Source organism: Streptomyces sp. NPDC043878, from assembly GCF_056435735.1.
Map to the genome: position 1 here is coordinate 21,687 of NZ_JBWKDW010000006.1, position 18,190 is coordinate 39,876.

Annotated in this window: 18 protein-coding genes; 13 read left to right on the top strand and 5 right to left on the bottom strand. The window is 72.0% G+C overall.

All coding sequences use genetic code 11. The annotated features are described in order from the left end of the window. The first annotated feature begins 11 nt into the window (after positions 1-11). Genes AC07AZ_RS10440 through AC07AZ_RS10450 form a run of 3 tightly spaced genes read left to right on the top strand, consistent with a single transcriptional unit; the run spans position 12 to position 3,289 of the window. Positions 12-1,361, top strand: a complete 1,350-nt coding sequence (locus AC07AZ_RS10440) for a sensor histidine kinase (RefSeq protein WP_478845906.1) — start codon at positions 12-14, stop codon at positions 1,359-1,361. Then, on the top strand, positions 1,358-2,023 hold the full coding sequence (locus AC07AZ_RS10445; protein WP_478845908.1) for a response regulator: 666 nt from the start codon (positions 1,358-1,360) through the stop codon (positions 2,021-2,023). Before AC07AZ_RS10440 ends, AC07AZ_RS10445 begins: the two co-directional genes overlap by 4 nt. A gap of 48 nt (positions 2,024-2,071) precedes the next feature. Beyond that, positions 2,072-3,289 carry a cytochrome P450 gene (locus tag AC07AZ_RS10450; protein WP_478845910.1) on the top strand — a complete coding sequence of 406 codons (1,218 nt, stop codon included), beginning with the start codon at positions 2,072-2,074 and terminating at the stop codon, positions 3,287-3,289. 316 nt (positions 3,290-3,605) lie between these two features. Here the strand turns inward: AC07AZ_RS10450 and AC07AZ_RS10455 are convergent, their stop codons facing one another. Further along, on the bottom strand, positions 3,606-4,484 hold the full coding sequence (locus tag AC07AZ_RS10455) for a diacylglycerol kinase family protein (protein ID WP_478845912.1): 879 nt from the start codon (positions 4,482-4,484) through the stop codon (positions 3,606-3,608). A gap of 182 nt (positions 4,485-4,666) precedes the next feature. On the opposite strand from AC07AZ_RS10455, the gene AC07AZ_RS10460 reads away from it, so the two are divergent. The 3 genes from AC07AZ_RS10460 to AC07AZ_RS10470 all read left to right on the top strand — a co-directional run bounded on the left by AC07AZ_RS10460 (position 4,667) and on the right by AC07AZ_RS10470 (position 8,355). Further along, entirely contained in the window at positions 4,667-5,950 is a 1,284-nt protein-coding gene (locus AC07AZ_RS10460) for an adenylosuccinate synthase (protein WP_478845914.1), read from the top strand. 166 nt (positions 5,951-6,116) lie between these two features. Continuing rightward, positions 6,117-7,934, top strand: a complete 1,818-nt coding sequence (locus AC07AZ_RS10465) for a bifunctional metallophosphatase/5'-nucleotidase (RefSeq protein ID WP_478845916.1) — start codon at positions 6,117-6,119, stop codon at positions 7,932-7,934. A gap of 130 nt (positions 7,935-8,064) precedes the next feature. Next, a complete protein-coding gene (locus AC07AZ_RS10470; protein WP_478845918.1) occupies positions 8,065-8,355 on the top strand; it encodes a hypothetical protein in 291 nt (96 codons plus the stop codon). Between the two features lie 3 nt (positions 8,356-8,358). Here the strand turns inward: AC07AZ_RS10470 and AC07AZ_RS10475 are convergent, their stop codons facing one another. The 3 genes from AC07AZ_RS10475 to AC07AZ_RS10485 all read right to left on the bottom strand — a co-directional run bounded on the left by AC07AZ_RS10475 (position 8,359) and on the right by AC07AZ_RS10485 (position 11,290). Beyond that, positions 8,359-9,009, bottom strand: a complete 651-nt coding sequence (locus tag AC07AZ_RS10475) for a hypothetical protein (protein ID WP_356037499.1) — start codon at positions 9,007-9,009, stop codon at positions 8,359-8,361. A 119-nt stretch (positions 9,010-9,128) separates the two neighbouring features. Further along, complete coding sequence (locus AC07AZ_RS10480; RefSeq protein WP_478845920.1) at positions 9,129-9,830, bottom strand: GntR family transcriptional regulator; 702 nt, start codon at positions 9,828-9,830, stop codon at positions 9,129-9,131. Positions 9,831-9,934: 104 nt separating this feature from the next. Further along, on the bottom strand, positions 9,935-11,290 hold the full coding sequence (locus tag AC07AZ_RS10485) for an aminotransferase class III-fold pyridoxal phosphate-dependent enzyme (protein WP_478845922.1): 1,356 nt from the start codon (positions 11,288-11,290) through the stop codon (positions 9,935-9,937). A 270-nt stretch (positions 11,291-11,560) separates the two neighbouring features. Between AC07AZ_RS10485 and AC07AZ_RS10490 the strand changes: the two genes are divergently transcribed. The 3 genes from AC07AZ_RS10490 to AC07AZ_RS10500 all read left to right on the top strand — a co-directional run bounded on the left by AC07AZ_RS10490 (position 11,561) and on the right by AC07AZ_RS10500 (position 14,797). Then, positions 11,561-12,181, top strand: a complete 621-nt coding sequence (locus AC07AZ_RS10490; protein WP_478845924.1) for a DJ-1/PfpI family protein — start codon at positions 11,561-11,563, stop codon at positions 12,179-12,181. Next, positions 12,178-12,657 carry a MarR family winged helix-turn-helix transcriptional regulator gene (locus AC07AZ_RS10495; RefSeq protein WP_478845926.1) on the top strand — a complete coding sequence of 160 codons (480 nt, stop codon included), beginning with the start codon at positions 12,178-12,180 and terminating at the stop codon, positions 12,655-12,657. Before AC07AZ_RS10490 ends, AC07AZ_RS10495 begins: the two co-directional genes overlap by 4 nt. 79 nt (positions 12,658-12,736) lie before the next feature. Then, positions 12,737-14,797 (top strand): serine/threonine-protein kinase, encoded by a 2,061-nt coding sequence (locus tag AC07AZ_RS10500; protein WP_478845928.1) that lies wholly within the window; start codon positions 12,737-12,739, stop codon positions 14,795-14,797. Positions 14,798-15,065: 268 nt separating this feature from the next. On the opposite strand, the gene AC07AZ_RS10505 is transcribed toward AC07AZ_RS10500, so the two are convergent. Continuing rightward, positions 15,066-15,815: an SLATT domain-containing protein gene (locus tag AC07AZ_RS10505; protein WP_478845930.1), complete on the bottom strand. Its 750-nt coding sequence runs from the start codon at positions 15,813-15,815 to the stop codon at positions 15,066-15,068. A gap of 345 nt (positions 15,816-16,160) precedes the next feature. Here AC07AZ_RS10505 and AC07AZ_RS10510 point away from each other — a divergent pair, with 345 nt between their 5' ends. From AC07AZ_RS10510 to AC07AZ_RS10525, 4 genes are all read left to right on the top strand, one after another. Further along, entirely contained in the window at positions 16,161-16,502 is a 342-nt protein-coding gene (locus tag AC07AZ_RS10510; RefSeq protein WP_478845932.1) for a YbaB/EbfC family nucleoid-associated protein, read from the top strand. A 61-nt stretch (positions 16,503-16,563) separates the two neighbouring features. Continuing rightward, positions 16,564-17,163, top strand: coding sequence for a recombination mediator RecR (gene recR, locus AC07AZ_RS10515; RefSeq protein ID WP_356037476.1), 600 nt, complete (start codon positions 16,564-16,566; stop codon positions 17,161-17,163). Continuing rightward, the gene (locus AC07AZ_RS10520) at positions 17,156-17,815 is read left to right on the top strand and encodes a DUF5063 domain-containing protein (protein ID WP_478845935.1); all 660 of its coding nucleotides are present in this window, start codon (positions 17,156-17,158) and stop codon (positions 17,813-17,815) included. The genes recR and AC07AZ_RS10520 overlap by 8 nt, the downstream gene beginning before the upstream one ends. 93 nt (positions 17,816-17,908) lie before the next feature. After that, positions 17,909-18,091 (top strand): DUF397 domain-containing protein, encoded by a 183-nt coding sequence (locus tag AC07AZ_RS10525; RefSeq protein ID WP_478845937.1) that lies wholly within the window; start codon positions 17,909-17,911, stop codon positions 18,089-18,091. Positions 18,092-18,190 lie beyond the last annotated feature (99 nt).

The window sequence follows — 18,190 nt, forward strand, 5'->3', positions numbered from 1 at the left end:
CCGTTCTGTACGTGACCGAGACGACCCAGATGCACACCCCGCAGCCGGGGAACGCAGGCAGACCGCGCAGCCCGGAGTTCCGGGTGGCCGCGGACGCCCTGCGCGGACTGCGGCAGGACCTGTTCCACCACGCCTTCGCCTACGACCCGCTGCCGCCCCTGCGCGCGGACGGCCCCCTCACCGGACGGCTGTCGCCGCGGGTACGGCAGTACGCCGTGTGGTTCCCGCACGCCGTGGTGGCGGCGGCCGGACTGATCTCGGCGGCCGTCGCCGACACCGCGGTCGACGGACCCGGCGACTTCGTCGGCTTCCTGAGTGCCCTGCTCGCGCTGTGCCCGGTGCTGCTGACGTTGCTCCGGCCCATCGGCGCCTTCTGGCTCTCCTTCGCCGCCGTCCCGGTGACCTCGGTGTTCGGCGACAGCTGGGACGACTGGCCGTGGCCGACCGGCAGCTTCGTCTGCCACCTGATCGTGCTGACGGTCGTGGCACTGCGGACGCGCCCCCGGGTGGCGGCCTGGATGTGGGCCCTGACCGCCGCGTACGGCATCACGGCCGAGACCTTCTTCGGCGCGGGGCACTACGCCTCGAACACCGCGCCGCTGCTGGTGATCTCCGCGTTCGTGCTGCTCGCGGTCACGCTCCGGCACATCCGGCGGGACGCCGCACAGGAGGTGACCGCCCAGCAGACGGTCACCGAGCACGAGCGGTCCCGGCGCACCCTCCTGGAGGAGCGCACCACCATCGCCCGCGAGCTGCACGACGTGGTCGCCCACCACATGTCCGTCGTCGCCATCCAGGCGGAGGCCGCCCCCTACCGGGTGGAGAACCCGCCGCCGGAACTGGAGAGCGCCTTCGTCACCATCCGGGAGAACGCGGTGGCGGCCCTGACCGAACTGCGCCGGGTCCTGGGCGTCGTGCGCGCCGAGGACTACGAGGCACCGGACGCCCCGCAGCCCACCCTCGCCGACCTGGACGCGCTGCTCGCCAACGTGCGTGACGCGGGGCTCGACGTGGAGAAGGCGGTCACCGGCGCCGTGCGCGAACTGCCGCAGGGCGTCGAGCTGTCGGCGTACCGCATCGTGCAGGAGGCCCTCAGCAACGTGCTGCGGCACGCGCCCGGGGCCGGCGCCCGCGTCGAGATCGGGTACGTCCTCGGCGGCCTCGGTCTGCGCATAGTCAACGGCCCGCCGCCCCAGCCGACGCTGGTGAAGCCCTCGCCCGGGGCCGGCCACGGCATCACCGGCATGCGGGAGCGGGTCTCCATGCTGAACGGCGGGATGACGGCGGGCCCGGCGCCCGACGGGGGATACGAGGTGACGGTGTTCCTGCCGGTCGCGACGGTGAGCGAGGGTGACGCATGACGATCCGTGTGCTGATCGCCGACGACCAGATGATGGTGCGCGAGGGATTCTCGGTCCTGCTGAACGCGATGCCGGACATCGAGGTCGTCGGCGAGGCCGTCAACGGGCGGGAGGCGGTCCAGCGGGTCCGTGAACTGGCCCCGGACGTGGTGCTGATGGACATCCGGATGCCGGAGCTGAACGGCATCGAGGCGACCCGGGAGATCGTCGCCGCGGACGGCACCGCGAAGGTGCTGGTGCTCACCACCTTCGACCTCGACGAGTACGTGTACCAGGCGCTGCGGGCGGGAGCCTCCGGCTTCCTCCTCAAGGACGCCTCGGCACGCCAGCTCGCCGACGGGGTGCGGGTGGTGGCGTCCGGTGAGGCGCTCCTCGCGCCGTCGGTGACCAGGCGGCTGATCACGGAGTTCTCGAAGCTGTCCGACACCCCGCGCCTGATGCCGTCCGCGCGGGCCGCCTACGGCGATCTGACCGACCGGGAGACGGAGGTGCTGGTCCTGATCGCGCAGGGCCTGTCGAACGCGGAGATCGCCGGCCGGCTGGTCGTCGCCGAGTCCACGATCAAGACGCATGTCAGCCGCATCCTGGTGAAGCTGGGCCTGCGGGACCGCACGCAGGCGGCGGTGTTCGCGTACGAGGCGCGGCTCGTCACGCCCGGCTGAGCCGGACGTCCCTGGTCACGGAGGCGGGCCGCCGGGTAGCGTCCGTGCATGGCAGCCGCACCCGACCTCGCGTTCGACCCGTGGGACCCGGCGTTCCTCGCCGACCCGTACCCCGCCTACGCCGCGCTGCGCGCCCGGGGCCGCGTCCAGTACTACGAGCCCACGCGCCAGTGGCTGGTGCCACACCACGCGGACGTCTCGGCACTGCTGCGCGACCGGCGCCTGGGCCGCGCCTACCAGCACCGTTTCACCCACGAGGAGTTCGGGCGTACGGCACCGCCGCCGGAGCACGAGCCGTTCCACGAGCTCAACGACCACGGGATGCTCGACCTGGAGCCGCCGGACCACACCCGTATCCGGCGGCTGGTGTCGAAGGCGTTCACCCCGCGCACGGTGGAGCGGCTGCGGCCGTACGTGCACGGTCTGGCGGGACAGCTGGTGGACGCGCTCGTCGAGGCGGGTGGCGGCGATCTGCTGACGGACGTCGCCGAGCCGCTGCCGGTGGCCGTGATCGCCGAGATGCTCGGCATCCCGGAGGCCGACCGGGCTCCGCTGCGCCCCTGGTCGGCGGACATCTGCGGGATGTACGAGCTGAACCCGTCCGGGGAGGCGGCAGACCGGGCGGTGCGCGCGTCGGTCGAGTTCTCGGACTATCTGCGGGAGCTGATCGCCGCGCGCCGCGAGGCACCCGGCGACGACCTGATCTCGGGCCTGATCGCCGCGCACGACGAGGGCGAACGGCTGACCGAACAGGAGATGATCTCGACCTGTGTGCTGCTGCTGAACGCCGGCCACGAGGCCACGGTGAACGCCACGGTCAACGGCTGGTGGGCCCTGTTCCGCAACCCGGACCAGCTGGCGGCCCTGCGCGCCGACCACTCCCTCGTCCCCTCCGCCGTCGAGGAGCTGATGCGCTACGACACCCCGCTCCAGCTCTTCGAGCGCTGGGTCCTGGACGAGATCGAGGTCGACGGCACGGTGATCCCGCGGGGAGCGGAGATCGCGATGCTCTTCGGCTCCGCCAACCACGACCCGGAGGTCTTCGCGGACCCCGGGCGGCTGGACCTGGCCCGCGCGGAGAACCCGCACATCTCCTTCAGCGCGGGCATCCACTACTGCATCGGGGCGCCCCTCGCTCGCATCGAACTGGCCGCCTCCATGCGGGCGCTGCTGGAGAAGGCCCCGACGCTCGCCCCTGCCGCGGAACCGAAGCGCAAGCCGAACTTCGTGATCCGGGGACTGGAGGGACTGGGCGTGGAACTCTGACGTGGCCCCGGGTGACCGGCGGCGCGCCCTCAGCCCCCACCCCGCGGCCCGCCCTACGAGACGGCGGCCGCGAGACCGGCGGCTCTGATGCCCCGCGCAGATGAACTGGGCCGCAACGGAGTGACCCTGAAGGACGAGTCGCACACCCTCCCCTCGGAAGCCTCGGAAGCCTCGGAAGCCTCGGAAGCCTCGGAAGCCTCGGAAGCCTCGGAAGCCCCGGGAGCCTCGGAAGCCCCGGGAGCCCCGGCAACGACGTGACACCGGCCCGGTCGGACGAGACGGCGCCCCCGGGCCGTCACGCCGCGCCCGCCCTCCTTCACCTCGGCAACGTGAGCCCCCACGCCCCCTCCCGGACCACCCACGTCCGGGTGCGGACCGGGCCCGCGACCACGGCGTCCGCGCGGTAGCGGAAGTCCGCTCCCGACACCGTCACACGCCGGCCGGTGGCCAGCAGCGGGGTGGCCTCCGCGCCGATCGACAGCGGGCGGACCTCGACGTCCGCGAGGCCGGGGCCGCCCGGGACGACCGACAGGCCCTCGACCGGCTGGTCCAGGTCGACCAGGGTGACGCCGTCGACCTCGACGCGCAGCCGGGCGGGCCCGGGCGGGGAGGCCGGCGCGGGGGAGCGTACGGGCCGGGCCGCCACCAGGGTCCGTACGAGGGACTGGCAGGTGCGCATCCAGGCCGGGTGGCCGTGGCCGGGATCCGCGCCGGACAGCGAGCCGGACGGATCCGCCGCCACGGTTTCCGCCGTCGCCACCAGGGGCGGGATCCGCAGCGCCCCCAGCACCACCCCGTCGCTTTCGTCGACCAGCAGGTCGAGGCGCCGTACGGACCCGTCCAGGACCGCTCGGGCCGCCGCCACCGCGCCGGTGGGCACGCCGAGGGCGCGGGCCAGCGACAGCACGCTGCCGACCGGTACCAGGGACAGGGCACATCCGGACAGCTCCCGCTGCCGGTGCAGCAGGGACACCGCCCGCACCAGGGCCCGGTCGTCGCCTATCAGCACGGGCCTGCGCGACCCTCTTCGCTGGAGTGCCCGGGCGAATTCCTCGGGCCCCTCCGGCAGGCACACTTTCGTCGCCGCACCCGCGCTGAGCACGTCTTTCGCGATCCGTACAGACTCGCCGTCCGTCCTTCGGGCGACCGGGTCGATGACCACCAGCAGCTGGTCGGAAGTCGCCACCTCGGTCATGCCTCGCTTCCTCGGGTAGCATCTTTGTGCAAGAGCCCCTTGCGCTATTGCGCCAGGGGCTTCGTCTATTCCGGGGCATCCGGTCCGACGGGTCGCGACCAACGAAGGTCGCCGGTGTACGAGGCACGAGTCGCGTACGCCCCCGGCCTTGGACATGCCCCGCCCGGAAGGGGTGTACGCGCGTGCCCGCACTTGTGCTGCTCGGTGCTCAGTGGGGTGACGAAGGCAAGGGAAAGGCGACCGACCTGCTCGGCGGGTCGGTGGACTACGTGGTGCGTTACCAGGGCGGTAACAACGCCGGCCACACAGTAGTCGTGGGCGACCAGAAGTATGCCCTCCACCTCCTCCCTTCCGGAATCCTGTCCCCGGGGTGTACCCCGGTCATCGGCAACGGCGTCGTCGTCGACCCGTCGGTCCTGTTCTCCGAGCTGAACGGGCTGAACGAGCGTGGCGTCGACACGTCCAAGCTCCTGATCAGCGGAAACGCTCACATCATCACGCCGTACAACGTCACCGTCGACAAGGTGACGGAACGCTTCCTCGGAAAGCGCAAGATCGGCACCACCGGGCGCGGCATCGGGCCGACCTACGCGGACAAGATCAACCGTGTCGGCATCCGCGTGCAGGACCTCTACGACGAGTCGATCCTGACCCAGAAGGTCGAGGCGGCCCTCGACGCCAAGAACCAGATCCTCACCAAGCTCTACAACCGGCGCGCGATCAGCGTCGACCAGGTGGTCGAGGAGCTGCTGACCTACGCGGACCGGCTCGCGCCGTACGTCGCCGACACCGTCCTGGTGCTCAACCAGGCGCTCGACGACGACAAGGTGGTCCTCTTCGAGGGCGGCCAGGGCACGCTGCTGGACATCGACCACGGGACGTATCCCTTCGTCACCTCGTCGAACCCCACCGCGGGCGGTGCCTGCACCGGCGCCGGTGTCGGCCCGACGAAGATCAGCCGGGTCATCGGCATCCTGAAGGCGTACACGACCCGGGTGGGCTCCGGTCCCTTCCCGACGGAGCTGTTCGACGCGGACGGCGACGCGCTGCGCCGCATCGGCGGCGAGCGGGGCGTCACCACCGGCCGCGACCGCCGCTGCGGCTGGTTCGACGCGGTGATCGCGCGGTACGCGACCCGGGTCAACGGCCTGACGGACTTCTTCCTCACGAAGCTGGACGTGCTGACCGGCTGGGAGCAGATCCCGGTCTGCGTGGCGTACGAGATCGACGGCAGGCGGGTGGAGGAACTCCCGTACTCGCAGTCGGACTTCCACCACGCGAAGCCGGTCTACGAGAACCTGCCGGGCTGGTCGGAGGACATCACGAAGGCCAAGACCTTCGCCGACCTCCCGAAGAACGCGCAGGACTACGTGAAGGCGCTGGAGGAGATGTCCGGCGCGCCCATCTCCGCGATCGGCGTGGGCCCGGGCCGGGACGAGACCATCCAGGTCAACTCCTTCCTGTAGGCCGCGGGGCCGCCGAGCCCCGCGTATCCCGGCCCGTGGGCCGGTCATGGACATCCTTGACCGGCCCATGGGCTGCTCCTGGTTCCGGGAGGAACGGGGTGCCGCGAGCATCTACGCGTGTAGTCCCGCACGGCACACCAGACGACCTCTCGCTCAGGAGTCCGCCATGCCCGTCAGCCCGCTCAACCGCCGGGAGTTCGTGAAGAAGTCGGCCGTCACCGGCGCCGCCGTGGCCGTCACGGGGACGGCCGCCGCGCCCGCCGCCGAGGCCGCCGGGCGGAAGCCGCGGAAGGCCCCGAAGACCTGGTCGTTCTCCGTCCTCGGCACCACCGACCTGCACAGCCACGTCTTCGACTGGGACTACTACCGGGACGCGGCCTACTCCGACAGCAAGGGCAACTCCGTCGGCGTCGCGCGGGTCGCCACCCTCGTCAAGCAGCAGCGGGCGGCGAAGGGCGAGGACCGGGTGCTGCTCGTCGACGCCGGCGACATCATCCAGGGCACCTCGCTCGCGTACTACTTCGCGCGCGTGGACCCCATCACCGGTGCCGGTGGCGGGAAGGGCCCCCGGCACCCGATGGCCGTCGCCATGAACCACATGCGCTACGACGCCGCCGCCCTCGGCAACCACGAGTTCAACTACGGCATCGAGGTGCTGCGGAAGTTCGAGCGGCAGTGTCACTTCCCGCTGCTCGGCGCGAACGCGCTGGACGCGAAGACCCTCCGGCCCGCCTTCCCGCCGTACACCGTCAAGAAGATCCGTGTCCCCGGCGCCCCGGACATCAAGGTCGGCATCCTCGGCCTCACCAACCCCGGCATCGCGCTGTGGGACAAGGACAACGTCAGCGGCCGGATGGTGTTCCCGGGACTGGTCGAGCAGGCCCGGAAGTACGTGCCGCGGCTGCGCGCGCTGGGCTGTGACGTCGTCTTCCTGACCGACCACTCGGGGCTCGACGGATCCACGTCCTACGGCGACGCGCTCCCCTACGTCGAGAACGCCTCCAACCTCGTCGCCGAGCAGGTGCCCGGCATCGACGCCATCCTGGTCGGCCACACCCACGTCGAGGTCCCCTCGTACACCGTGCGGAACGAGCAGACCGGCGAGGACGTGCTGCTGTCCGAACCGTACTGCTGGGGCTACCGCCTGACCGTCTTCGACTTCGAGCTCGAACTGCGGCACGGGCAGTGGAAGGTGACGGACAAGAAGGCGCAGACGCTCAACCCCGCGACGGTCGAGGAGGACCCGGAGATCGCGCGGCTCCTGAAGGCCGACCACGAACTCGTCGTGAAGTACGTCAACACGGCCGTGGGCACCTGCACGCAGGACCTGTCGGCGGCGGACTCCTGCTGGAAGGACGTCCCCATCATGGACTTCATCCACGAGGTCCAGACGAAGGCGGTCGCCGCGGGCCTGTCCACGGCCGACGCGGCACTGCCGCTGATCTCCGTCGCCGCGCCCTTCAGCCGCACCGCCGACATCCCCCAGGGCAGCGTCACGATCAAGGACATCGCCGGTCTCTACATCTACGACAACACCCTGTACGGCAAGAAGCTCACCGGCGCCCAGCTCCGGGACTACCTGGAGTACGCGGCGAGGTACTACCACCAGGTGCCGTCCGGCACCGCCGTGGACACCGCCACCCTCACCAACGCCAACAGCTTCTGGGACTACATGTACGACACCGCGGCGGGCGTCTCCTACGACATCGACATCGCGCGGCCCGAGGGGTCGAGGATCAGGAACCTCACGTACAACGGCGCGGCGGTGACGGACGACCAGGTCTTCGTCGTCGCCGTCAACAACTACCGGGCCAACGGCGGTTCGGGCTACCCGCACATCGCCTCCGCCGACATCGCCTACAGCTCGACGAACGAGATCCGCCAGCTGATGATCGACTACGTGACGGCGAAGGGCGAACTGAACCCGGCGGACTTCGCGGCCGCCAACTGGAAGCTGACCCAGGACGGGACGGCGGTGTTCTAGGCCGTCGGGCCGGACCAGGACCCGGACCCGGCCCGGGTCCGGCCCGTCCCGGCCTGGCCGGGAGAAATGCCGCATATGGCCCTATTCTGAGAACGCACCCACGTGCGTCGGCCAGAAGAAGGTGAATGCGATGCGCGTACTGCTCAAGGCATCCATGGACACGGAGAAGGCGAACGAGGCCATCCACAACGGCACTCTGACGAAGCTGATCGAGGAGACGGTGGAACAGATCAAGCCGGAGGCGGCCTACTTCATGACGGAGAACGGCCTGCGCACCGCCCTGCTCGTGTTCGACATGCAGGACAGCTCCCAGCTGCCGTCTATCAGTGAGCCGTGGTTCCAGAACCTCGGCGCCAAGATCTCCTACGCCCCGGTGATGAACATGGAGGACGTGCAGAAGGGCCTGTCCCAGCTGCGCTGACCCTCAGCTGAAGATGATCATCGAGCCCTGGGCCAGGCTCCGCGTCGCCGCCGCGTGCAGACCCAGCCAGACGTGCCGCTCGCGGGCGAAGGGACTGGGGTCGTAGGGGGCGGCGACGGCCGGTTCCTCCAGTTCCGTGGGGCCCGGCGGGGGCTGCGGGGCGGCCGGCGGGTTGGCCGGGTCGATGCCGATGACCGGGGCGACGACCTCCAGCTCCCGCAGCAGGGTCTGGGAGGAGCCGAGCGGTCCGCCGCCGGCCAGCAGGTCGTCGTCGGACAGCGGGTGCGGGAAGTCGACCGGGACGTACGCGCCCGCGTGGTCGTAGTGCCAGACCAGGTGCGACTGCTGGGCCGTCGTCTCGAACATCTCCAGCAACTGCTCGTAGTCGCCGCCGAGTTCGTCCACCGGTGTCACGGGCAGCCCGCACACCTGGAGCAGGTAGGCGCGGCGCAGGAAGTGCAGCGCGTCGTAGTCGAAGCCGGCCACCGGGGCGACCTCGCCGGACAGCCCCGGCATGTACTGGTACACGGGCACCGGCGGAAGCCCGGCTTCGGCGAGCACCTTGTTGTACTGCGCGAGTTCGTCGGCGAAGGGGTTGTCGGGGGTGTGGCACAACACGTCCACGAGCGGCACCAGCCACAGGTCACAGGCCAAAGAGAGCTCCTCGGATACTCGCAGCGCACGGTGGTCGTCACATGGTGGTCAGGGAAGGGTAGTCGGTGCGGCTCGCGCCGGCAGCCCTCGTGCAGGTCCCATACCCGAGCCCGCCGCGGTCATCCGGCGGCGAGGCGTTCGATCAGGGCGAGCGAGTAGGCGTTGTACGCGGCGAGGATCGAGCGGGCGGCGGTGAGATCCCGCACCGCGAGCGCGTCGACCAGCTCGGTGTGGCCGGACCACAGCTCCCCGCGCAGGTCGGTCAGCCGGCGCAGGTGCTGCACCGTGCACACCCAGCCCTGCACCCGCAGCCGGTGCAGGAAGTCGACGAGGTAGGGGTTGCCGAACAGGCTGCTCAGCTCGCGCCAGAAGCGCAGGTCGTAGCCGATCAGGACGGTGAGGTCGCCGGCCGCGGCGGCCCGCTGCGACTCCTCGCCGCGCCGGCGCACCACGGCGACGGCGGCGGCGGTGCGGGGGTCGTCCTGCCACTGGAAGGCGCCGTTGCCGCTCGCCAGGGCGGCGAACATGCCGTCGGTGACCAGGCTGCGGGCCTCCAGCATGCCCCGGAAGTCCGCCACGGAGTACTCGCGGACGCGGAACCCGCGGTGCTGGTCGGCGTCCAGGAGTCCCTGGGCGGACAGGTCGACGAGCGCCTCGCGCACCGGGGTCGCGGACACCCCGTACTGCTCGGCGATCTCCTTGACGGTGAACTCCTGGCCCGGTTGCAGCCGTCCCGACAGCACCTCGTCGCGGAGCGCGTCGGCTATCTGCTGTCGCAGGGTGCTGCGCGTCACGGCGCCGTTGCCGCTGCTGGCGGGCATGGTCGGGGGTTCACCTCGTCGCGTCGGGATGGCGTGCACGTACATGTCTACGAGCACGCCACCTTACGCGTTCGATTTCCCCGGCGACTGTGTGGCGGCGGACCCTACGCGGTGTACTCGTCCGCGACGGAAAGCGCCACGTCGAGCGCCGCCAGGCCCTCCTTCAGGTCGGCCTCGCTCACGTTGCACGGCGGCACGACATGCGTCCGGTTCATGTTCACGAACGGCCACACCCCCTGCTTCTTCGCGGCGGCCGCGAAGGCGGCCATCGCCGCGTTCGCCTCGCCCGTCGCGTTGTACGCGACCAGCGGCTCCCGCGTCTCCCTGTCCCTCACCAGTTCCAGCGCCCAGAACATGCCGACACCCCGCACCTCGCCGACGCTCGGGTGCCGCTCCGCGAGCGCCCGCAGCTCCGGCTCCAGGACCTGCGCGCCGAGCCGTGCCGCGTTCTCCACGACACCCTCCTCGGCCATCACGTTGATCGTCGCGACGGCTGCCGCGCAGGCCAGCGGGTGCCCGGAGTAGGTCAGCCCGCCGGGGTACGGCCGCTTCCCGAAGGTCTCCGCGATCGCCCCGGAGATGGCGACCCCGCCCAGCGGCACGTATCCGGAGTTGACGCCCTTGGCGAAGGTCATCAGGTCCGGTACGACGTCGAACAGGTCCGCCGCGAACCACTCACCGGTCCGCCCGAACCCGGCCATGACCTCGTCCAGGATGAAGACGATGCCGTACTTGTCGCAGATCTCGCGGACCCCGGCGAGATAGCCCGGCGGCGGCACCATGATCCCGGCGGTCCCCGGAATGGTCTCCAGGACGATCGCCGCGATCGTCGCCGGCCCCTCGAAGGCGATCGTCGTCTCCAGGTGCTCCAGCGCCCGCGCGCACTCCTGCTCCTCGGTCTCCGCGTAGAAGCGGGAGCGGTACAGGAAGGGCGCCCAGAAGTGCACCACGCCGGCCGCGGCGCCGTCGGAGGCCCAGCGGCGCGGGTCCCCGGTGAGGTTGATCGCCTGCTGGGTGCCGCCGTGGTACGAGCGGTACGCCGACAGTGCCTTCGGTCGCCCGGTGTGCAGCCGGGCCATCCGCAGCGCGTGCTCCACCGCGTCCGCGCCGCCGTTGGTGAAGAAGATCTTGTCAAGGTCGCCGGGGGTCCGCTCGGCGATCAGCCGGGCCGCCTCCGACCGTGCCTCGACCGCGAACGCGGGCGCGAAGGTGGTCAGGGTCGCGGCCTGTTCCTGGATCGCGGCGACCACCTTGGGGTGCTGGTAGCCGATGTTGGTGTAGACGAGCCCGCTGGTGAAGTCGAGGTACCGCTTGCCGTCGTAGTCCCAGAAGCGGGACCCCTCCGCGCCGGCGACGGCGAGCGGGTCGATGAGGTCCTGCGCGGACCAGGAGTGGAAGACGTGCGCGCGGTCCGCGGCCTTCACGGCCGCGCCGACCTGGGGGTTGGGCTGAGGGGTCATGCGGCGAGCGTAGATGTCCGCTATGCGGAAGCGGTATGGGCGTCCTGTCTGCGGAGCGGGGCTTTCCGCGACAGGTTGTCGCGTCACCGCCCGCCAGGGGGCAGGGCGCGCCGGAACTCCGATTGACAGCATGCTGTCGAAGTGACAGCGTGTTGTCATCTGGCGTTGTCATCCGGCGCTGCCATCGGGTGTCGTCGTCCGGCGGCGTCGCCGGTCCTGTCATCCGCGTCGATCCGCGGACCGTCGGGCCGCGGAGTCCGAGGAGGAGTCATGAACAGCAGCCACCCTGACCGCAAGCCCGTCCACCTCGCCGTCTACGACACGTTCGCCGACTGGGAGGCGGGTCACGCCACGGCCTACCTCGCCCGGGCCGGCTTCCCGGTGCGCACGGTGGGGGCGTCGACCGACCCGGTGGCCAGCATCGGCGGGCTGCGCGTCCGGCCCGACCTGGCCCTGGCCGACGTACGGCCCGAGGACTCGTCCCTGCTGATCCTGCCGGGCGCGGACCTGTGGGACACCTCCGACGACCTCGCCCTCTTCGCCCGCACGGCCCGCGCCTTCCTGGACGCCGGGGTCCCCGTCGCCGCGATCTGCGGGGCCACCGCCGGACTGGCCCGCGAGGGCCTTCTCGACGACCGTGACCACACCGGCGCGGTGTCCTTCTACCTGGCGGCGACCGGCTACGCGGGCGGCGGCCGGTACGTCGAGGCGGACGCCGTCACCGACCGGGGCCTGGTCACCGCCGGCCCCACCGAACCCGTCGCGTTCGCCCGCGAGATCTTCCGCCTGCTCGGGGTGTACGAGGGGGAGGTCCTCGACGCCTGGTACCGGCTGTTCCACGACTCCGACCCGCGGGCGTACGAGGTGCTGGCGAAGGCGGGCGCCGCGTGAGCCGTGAGCGGCAGGACCTGCTCAGCCGCGCCGCGCTCGGCGTCTTCGGGCTCAACGGCCGGTTCCTCGCGGTGGCCGGGGAACTGGCCGGGCCCGCCGGACTGACCGCCGCCCGGTGGCAGGTGCTCGGCGCGGTCCTCGGCGAACCGCTGACCGTGTCCGGGATCGCCCGCGCCATGGGCATGACCCGGCAGGGTGTCCAGCGGATCGCCGACCTCCTGGTGGAGCGCGGTCTCGCCGAGTACCGGCCCAACCCCGCCCACCGCCGCGCCAAGCTGCTCGCCCCCACCGCGCGGGGCCGCGCCGCCGTCGACCGGATCGGACCGGGCCACGCCGCGTTCGCCGACCGGCTGGCCGAGGCGTTCGGGGACGCCGACCTCGCCGAGGCCGTGGCCGTACTGGAACGGCTGTCGAAGGTGCTCGACGACACCTCGGCCGCCGCGGACCGGGCGGCGGCGGCTGTTACGGAACCGTAGACACCGGGCCGCCGGCCCCGCCGTACGGCCGCACTATCGTGGGGCTGTTTCACGGGCACGAGTCGGGGGAGAACCTGCGATGGAGAAGCTGGGGGCCGGGGACCCGCCGCGGATCGGGGGATACCGGCTGCTGGCCCGGCTGGGCGCGGGCGGCATGGGACACGTCTACCTCGCGCGGTCCGACCGGGGCCGCACGGTCGCCGTCAAGCTGGTGCGGCGGGAACTGGCCGCGCAGGAGGAGTTCCGGGCCCGGTTCCGGCAGGAGGTCGAGGCCGCGCGGCAGGTCGGCGGCTACTGGACGGCGCCGGTGCTGGACGCGGACACCGAGGCCGCCGTGCCCTGGGTCGCCACCGGGTACGTCGCCGGGCCGAGCCTCCAGCAGGTCGTCGGGCGCGACCACGGGGCGCTGCCCGAGCGGTCGGTGCGCATCCTCGCGGCCGGGCTCGCGCACGCCCTGGGGGACATCCACGCTGCCGGGATCGTGCACCGCGACCTGAAGCCGTCCAACGTGCTCGTCACCATCGACGGCCCGCGGGTCATCGACTTCGGCATCGCGCGGGCCCTGGAGACCGTGACGGAGGCCGGTCTGACCCGGACCGGCGCGCTCGTCGGCTCGCCCGGCTTCATGGCGCCCGAGCAGGTGCGCGGCGACCGGATCACCCCCGCGTGCGACGTCTTCTGCCTCGGTTCGGTCCTCGCCTACGCCTCCACCGGCCGGCTTCCCTTCGGCGCCACCCACAGCGGGGTGCACGCCCTGATGTTCCGCATAGCCCAGGAGGAGCCCGACCTCACGGGCGTCCCCGAGGGCATCGCCGACCTGGTCCGCGCGTGTCTGCGCAAGGACCCCGCCTCCCGGCCGACGCTGGCCCGCGTCCTGGAGCGCACGGGCGCCGAGGACACCGTCTCCGGCGGCCGGTCGCGGGACCCGTGGCTGCCGGGCGCGCTGGTCGCCCAACTCGGCCGCCACGCAGTGCGGTTGCTGGACACGGAGAACCCGGAGGGGACTGAGGGGACGGAGGGGGCGGAGGGCAGCACGGGGCCGGAGGGGGCCGCGCGTGCCGCCAGGTCCGCGGGGGCCGCGGGGTCTGCGGGGTCCGCGGGATCCGTCGGGTGGTCTGTGGCGTCCGCGGGGTCCGTCGGTCCCACCCGCCCCAACCGCCCCGCCCGTACGCCCGCTCCCGAGGCGTTCCCCGAGCACGCTCCGGCGGCGGACGGCCCCGCCGGCGACGACTCGCCCACCCAGCCGAACCCCGGCACGCCTCCCGCGCCGACCCTGGCCGCGCCGGCGTCTGCCTCGCCGGGGCACCGGCCCCCGCCGGTCGCCGGCCGGTCTCCGTCCCCGGCACCCGCCGGGCCCGGCGGCGCCCCGCCCCACCCGGCGTACGGCTACGCGCAGCAGCATCCGCAGCCACACCCCTCCGCCTACGGCTATCCGCAGACCGGCCAGGCGTACGGCGGCTCCGGATCGACCCCGCCGTACGGCCCGTCCCTCTCCGCGGCGCAGGCCCCGGCCGCCGGTCTGCCGCCCTTCGGGCCCCCGCCAGGCCCCCCGCCCGAACCGCCCCGGCGCAGCGGCCGTTCCACGGTCGCGCTCGTCGCGGTCGCGCTGGTCGTGGCGCTCGGCGCGGGCGGCTCGGTCTACGCCCTGATGAAGGGCGGTGACGGCGGGGGCACCTCGGCCCTCGGCCCGTCCCCGAGCACCGGCGCGTCCGCGACGAGCCCCGGTCCGCGCCCGTCCGAACCGTCCCCGACGCCCTCGGAGGCCACCGGCAAGGCCGCCACCGAGGGCGCGATACCGAAGTCCTTCCTGGGCACCTGGACGGCGTCCATCGACAACGCCACCGGGCACAACACCCGCCGACTGACCATCCGGCAGGGCGAGGTGGGCGACAGCGTCCTGTCCCTCGTGGCCGACGGACCCGTGGGCGGCGGCACCTACCACTGCGAGTTCCGGGCCACGCTGTCCGAAGAGCCCACGGCAGACGGCTCGTTGACGCTCGGCCCGTCCAGCGTGACGGCGGGCGACCCGCGTTCGTCCTGCTCCCCGGGCGCGGCCAGCGAGATCACCCTGCTGTCCGACGGCAGGCTGGAGCGCGTCAACACCGACAGCGGGGAAAAGCTGACGTACCTCAGGCGGTGACCCGGCCCCGGCCGGCCGCCGGGGGGTGAATGAACGTCAGGCGAACCTCCGCCGACCGGACCGGACCGGACCGGACCGGAACCGGCCCGCGCACAGCCGTACGGTGATCCCACGATCCGGGCGCGGGCAGTGGCGGGGCACCACGCTGGAGTGGCTGAGCGCGGAGAACATCGTCGCGACGTGGCGCGCCGCACCGCGACTCCGGCCGTGCGGCGTCGCCTCACCACGGCGTCGCCTCACCACGGCGTCGCCTCACCACGGCGCCGTCTCACCGCGGCTCCGGTGGCCGCTGCCTCGGCATGTTCGGACGGGCGGGCGCCGTGCCCGGCAGCGGGAACCGCCCGTTGACGTGCCCCGGGTCCTGCCGCCCGCCGGAGGTCACCGCGGACTGGATGCCCATCGGCGCCGCGCCCGTCCGGAACTCGACCATCCAGTCCGCGGTCTCCGTTCGCACCAGCTCGGTCACGTCCTCGGAGAACCTGCGCAGCACCGCCAGGCACCTCTCGGCGGCGTCGCCCGCCGTGCCGTCCGTGGGCCCCAGCACCTCCCGTACGCTCTCCGACGCCCAGTCGAACTGGAGCACCTGAAGCCTGCGGTGCACCGCCTGGGCCGTGGCCACGTCCCTTATCCATCCGGACGTCACCCCGAAGAACCGGTCCCCGGCCACGCACGCCACCCCGAGCAGCAGCGCGAGATACCCCCAGGCCGAGACCCCGCCGACGACCCCGGTCAGGTCGAGCAGCGGCAGCGCCGCCCCGGCCACCGCGCCGCCCGCGGCACCCGCCCGCAGGATCCGGGCGCCCCGCCGCTTGCCCACCCGGTCCGCGAGATACCAGGCGGCCGTCTCCAGCGCCCCGCACTCCACCCAGCGGTACAGCTCGTCCAGCCGCTCGGCCGGCTCGCCCCAGTCGCCGAGCGGGAACGCCCGCCCCATCAGGTCGCCCGGCCGCGGCCCGGCCCCGCCCTCGCCCCGCCCGTCCTGTGGCGGACCCTCGGGCCGCATCTCCGGCTGACCCACCCGGCACTCCCTACTGATCACCGATCAGGACCGACTACCGATCACCGGTCGCCACCGGCACCGGTCACCACCGACGCCGGTCGCGACCGCGCTGGCCACCACTCTGATCGCAACCGATCACGCTGCGTGACGCCTGCTGCTGATGCGCCGGACCCTTCCTACCGCCCAATGGGTGGCGAAGGCGTCGGTTTCACCTCTTTTCCGCCCGGAAGTGGGCCTTGATCAGGTATAGGGCACGAGATCGACTCACTCGAAAGAGTGCTGGGGCGACGGCGGTGCGGACCACGTAGGCTCGATCCAGGCGGGAAAAACCCGCCGGACAGCCGTACGAGACAGGAGCTGATCGTGATCCCCGGTGGTGGCCAGCCCAACATGCAGCAGCTGCTCCAGCAGGCCCAGAAGATGCAGCAGGACCTGGCGAACGCGCAGGAGGAACTGGCGCGGACCGAGGTCGAGGGGCAGGCGGGAGGCGGTCTGGTGCGGGCCACCGTGACCGGTGCCGGTGAGCTGCGCGCCCTGAAGATCGACCCGAAGGCGGTGGACCCCGAGGACACCGAGACCCTCGCCGACCTGGTCGTCGCGGCCGTACAGGCGGCCAACGAGAACGCGCAGACCCTCCAGCAGCAGAAGCTGGGCCCGCTCGCCCAGGGACTCGGTGGCGGCAGTATCCCCGGACTGCCTTTCTAAGACGGCCGTCGGCCAACTACCGTACGTACTGCAAGGAACCCCCAGGAAGGACGGCAGTCCGTTGTACGAAGGCGTGGTCCAGGACCTCATCGACGAACTGGGGCGGCTGCCCGGCGTCGGTCCCAAGAGCGCGCAGCGGATCGCCTTCCACATCCTGCAGGCGGAGCCGACGGACGTCCGCCGACTGGCGCAGACCCTGCTCGAGGTGAAGGCGAAGGTCCGCTTCTGCGCGACCTGCGGCAACGTCGCGCAGGAGGAGCTGTGCGGCATCTGCCGCGACAGCCGCCGCGACCCCTCGGTCATCTGCGTGGTGGAGGAGCCGAAGGACGTGGTCGCCGTCGAGCGCACCCGTGAGTTCCGCGGCCGTTACCACGTCCTCGGAGGGGCGATCAGCCCGATCGAGGGTGTCGGCCCCGACGACCTCCGCATCCGGGAACTGCTGGCACGTCTCGCCGACGGCGTGGTCACGGAACTGATCCTCGCCACGGACCCGAACCTCGAGGGCGAGGCGACGGCCACGTACCTCGCCCGCATGATCAAGCCCATGGGCCTCAAGGTCACCCGCCTGGCCAGCGGCCTCCCGGTGGGCGGAGACCTGGAATACGCGGACGAGGTGACCCTCGGGCGCGCCTTCGAGGGGAGACGACTCCTAGATGTCTGACGCCACGCTGCATGTGACCAGCCCGAACCCCGACGACTTCGCGGTGCAGATCGCGGACCAGATCGAGAGCTTCCTGGTGGCCGTCTCGGAGGTCGCGAGGGGCGACGAGCCGGACTCGGCGGTCCCCTTCCTCCTCCTGGAGGTCTCCCAGCTCCTCCTGGCGGGCGGCCGCCTCGGCGCGCACGAGGACATCGTGCCCGACGAGCGCTACGAGCCCGACCTGGGTCCCGAGGGCGACGTGGACGAGATCCGCGAGAACCTCGCCCGTCTCCTGGAGCCGATCGACGTCTACTCCGAGGTCTTCGACCCGTACGAGCCCCGCAAGGCCCCCGTGCCGGCCCGGATCTCCGACGATCTCGCGGACGTCATGGCCGACCTGCGCCACGGCATGGCCCACTACCGTTCGGGCCGCACGGTCGAGGCGCTGTGGTGGTGGCAGTTCTCCTACTTCTCCAACTGGGGTTCGACGGCCTCGGCGGCCCTGCGGGCCCTTCAGTCCGTGGTCGCCCACGTCCGCCTGAACCAGCCCCTGGCGGAGCTGGACGGCCTGGACACCGACCAGGACCTCGGCGACGACGCCCTGGAGGCGGAGGCCGGCCGGGTGATGGCGGAGGAGATCGCGGGTCCACTGGGGCTGCGGACGGTGATGTAGACCCGCCTCCGCTCAGAGCGGCCGACGCGTCGACTCCAGGCTCTCAGTCCCGCCGAGTCTGGCCCGTTTCGTCGAACGGATGGTGGACCAGCCATGAGTGAGCAGTTGAAGTGGTTCAAGTCGAGCTACAGCAACTCCGAGGGCGGCGCCTGCCTCGAAATCGCGTTCTCCGCCCGCATCCACATCCGGGACTCGAAGGTCTCCTCTGGCCCCGAACTCCACATCGCCGCCACCGCCTGGGCGACCTTCGTTTCCGCAGTTCAGCCCGGGGCTTGAGCCTCGGGCTTCGAGCTCTCTTCTTGGGTTCTGGGCTGGGTGAAATCCAACCCAACCAACCAAGTCTGTACGTAAGTTGCGGCGTCGTACCTCGAAAGA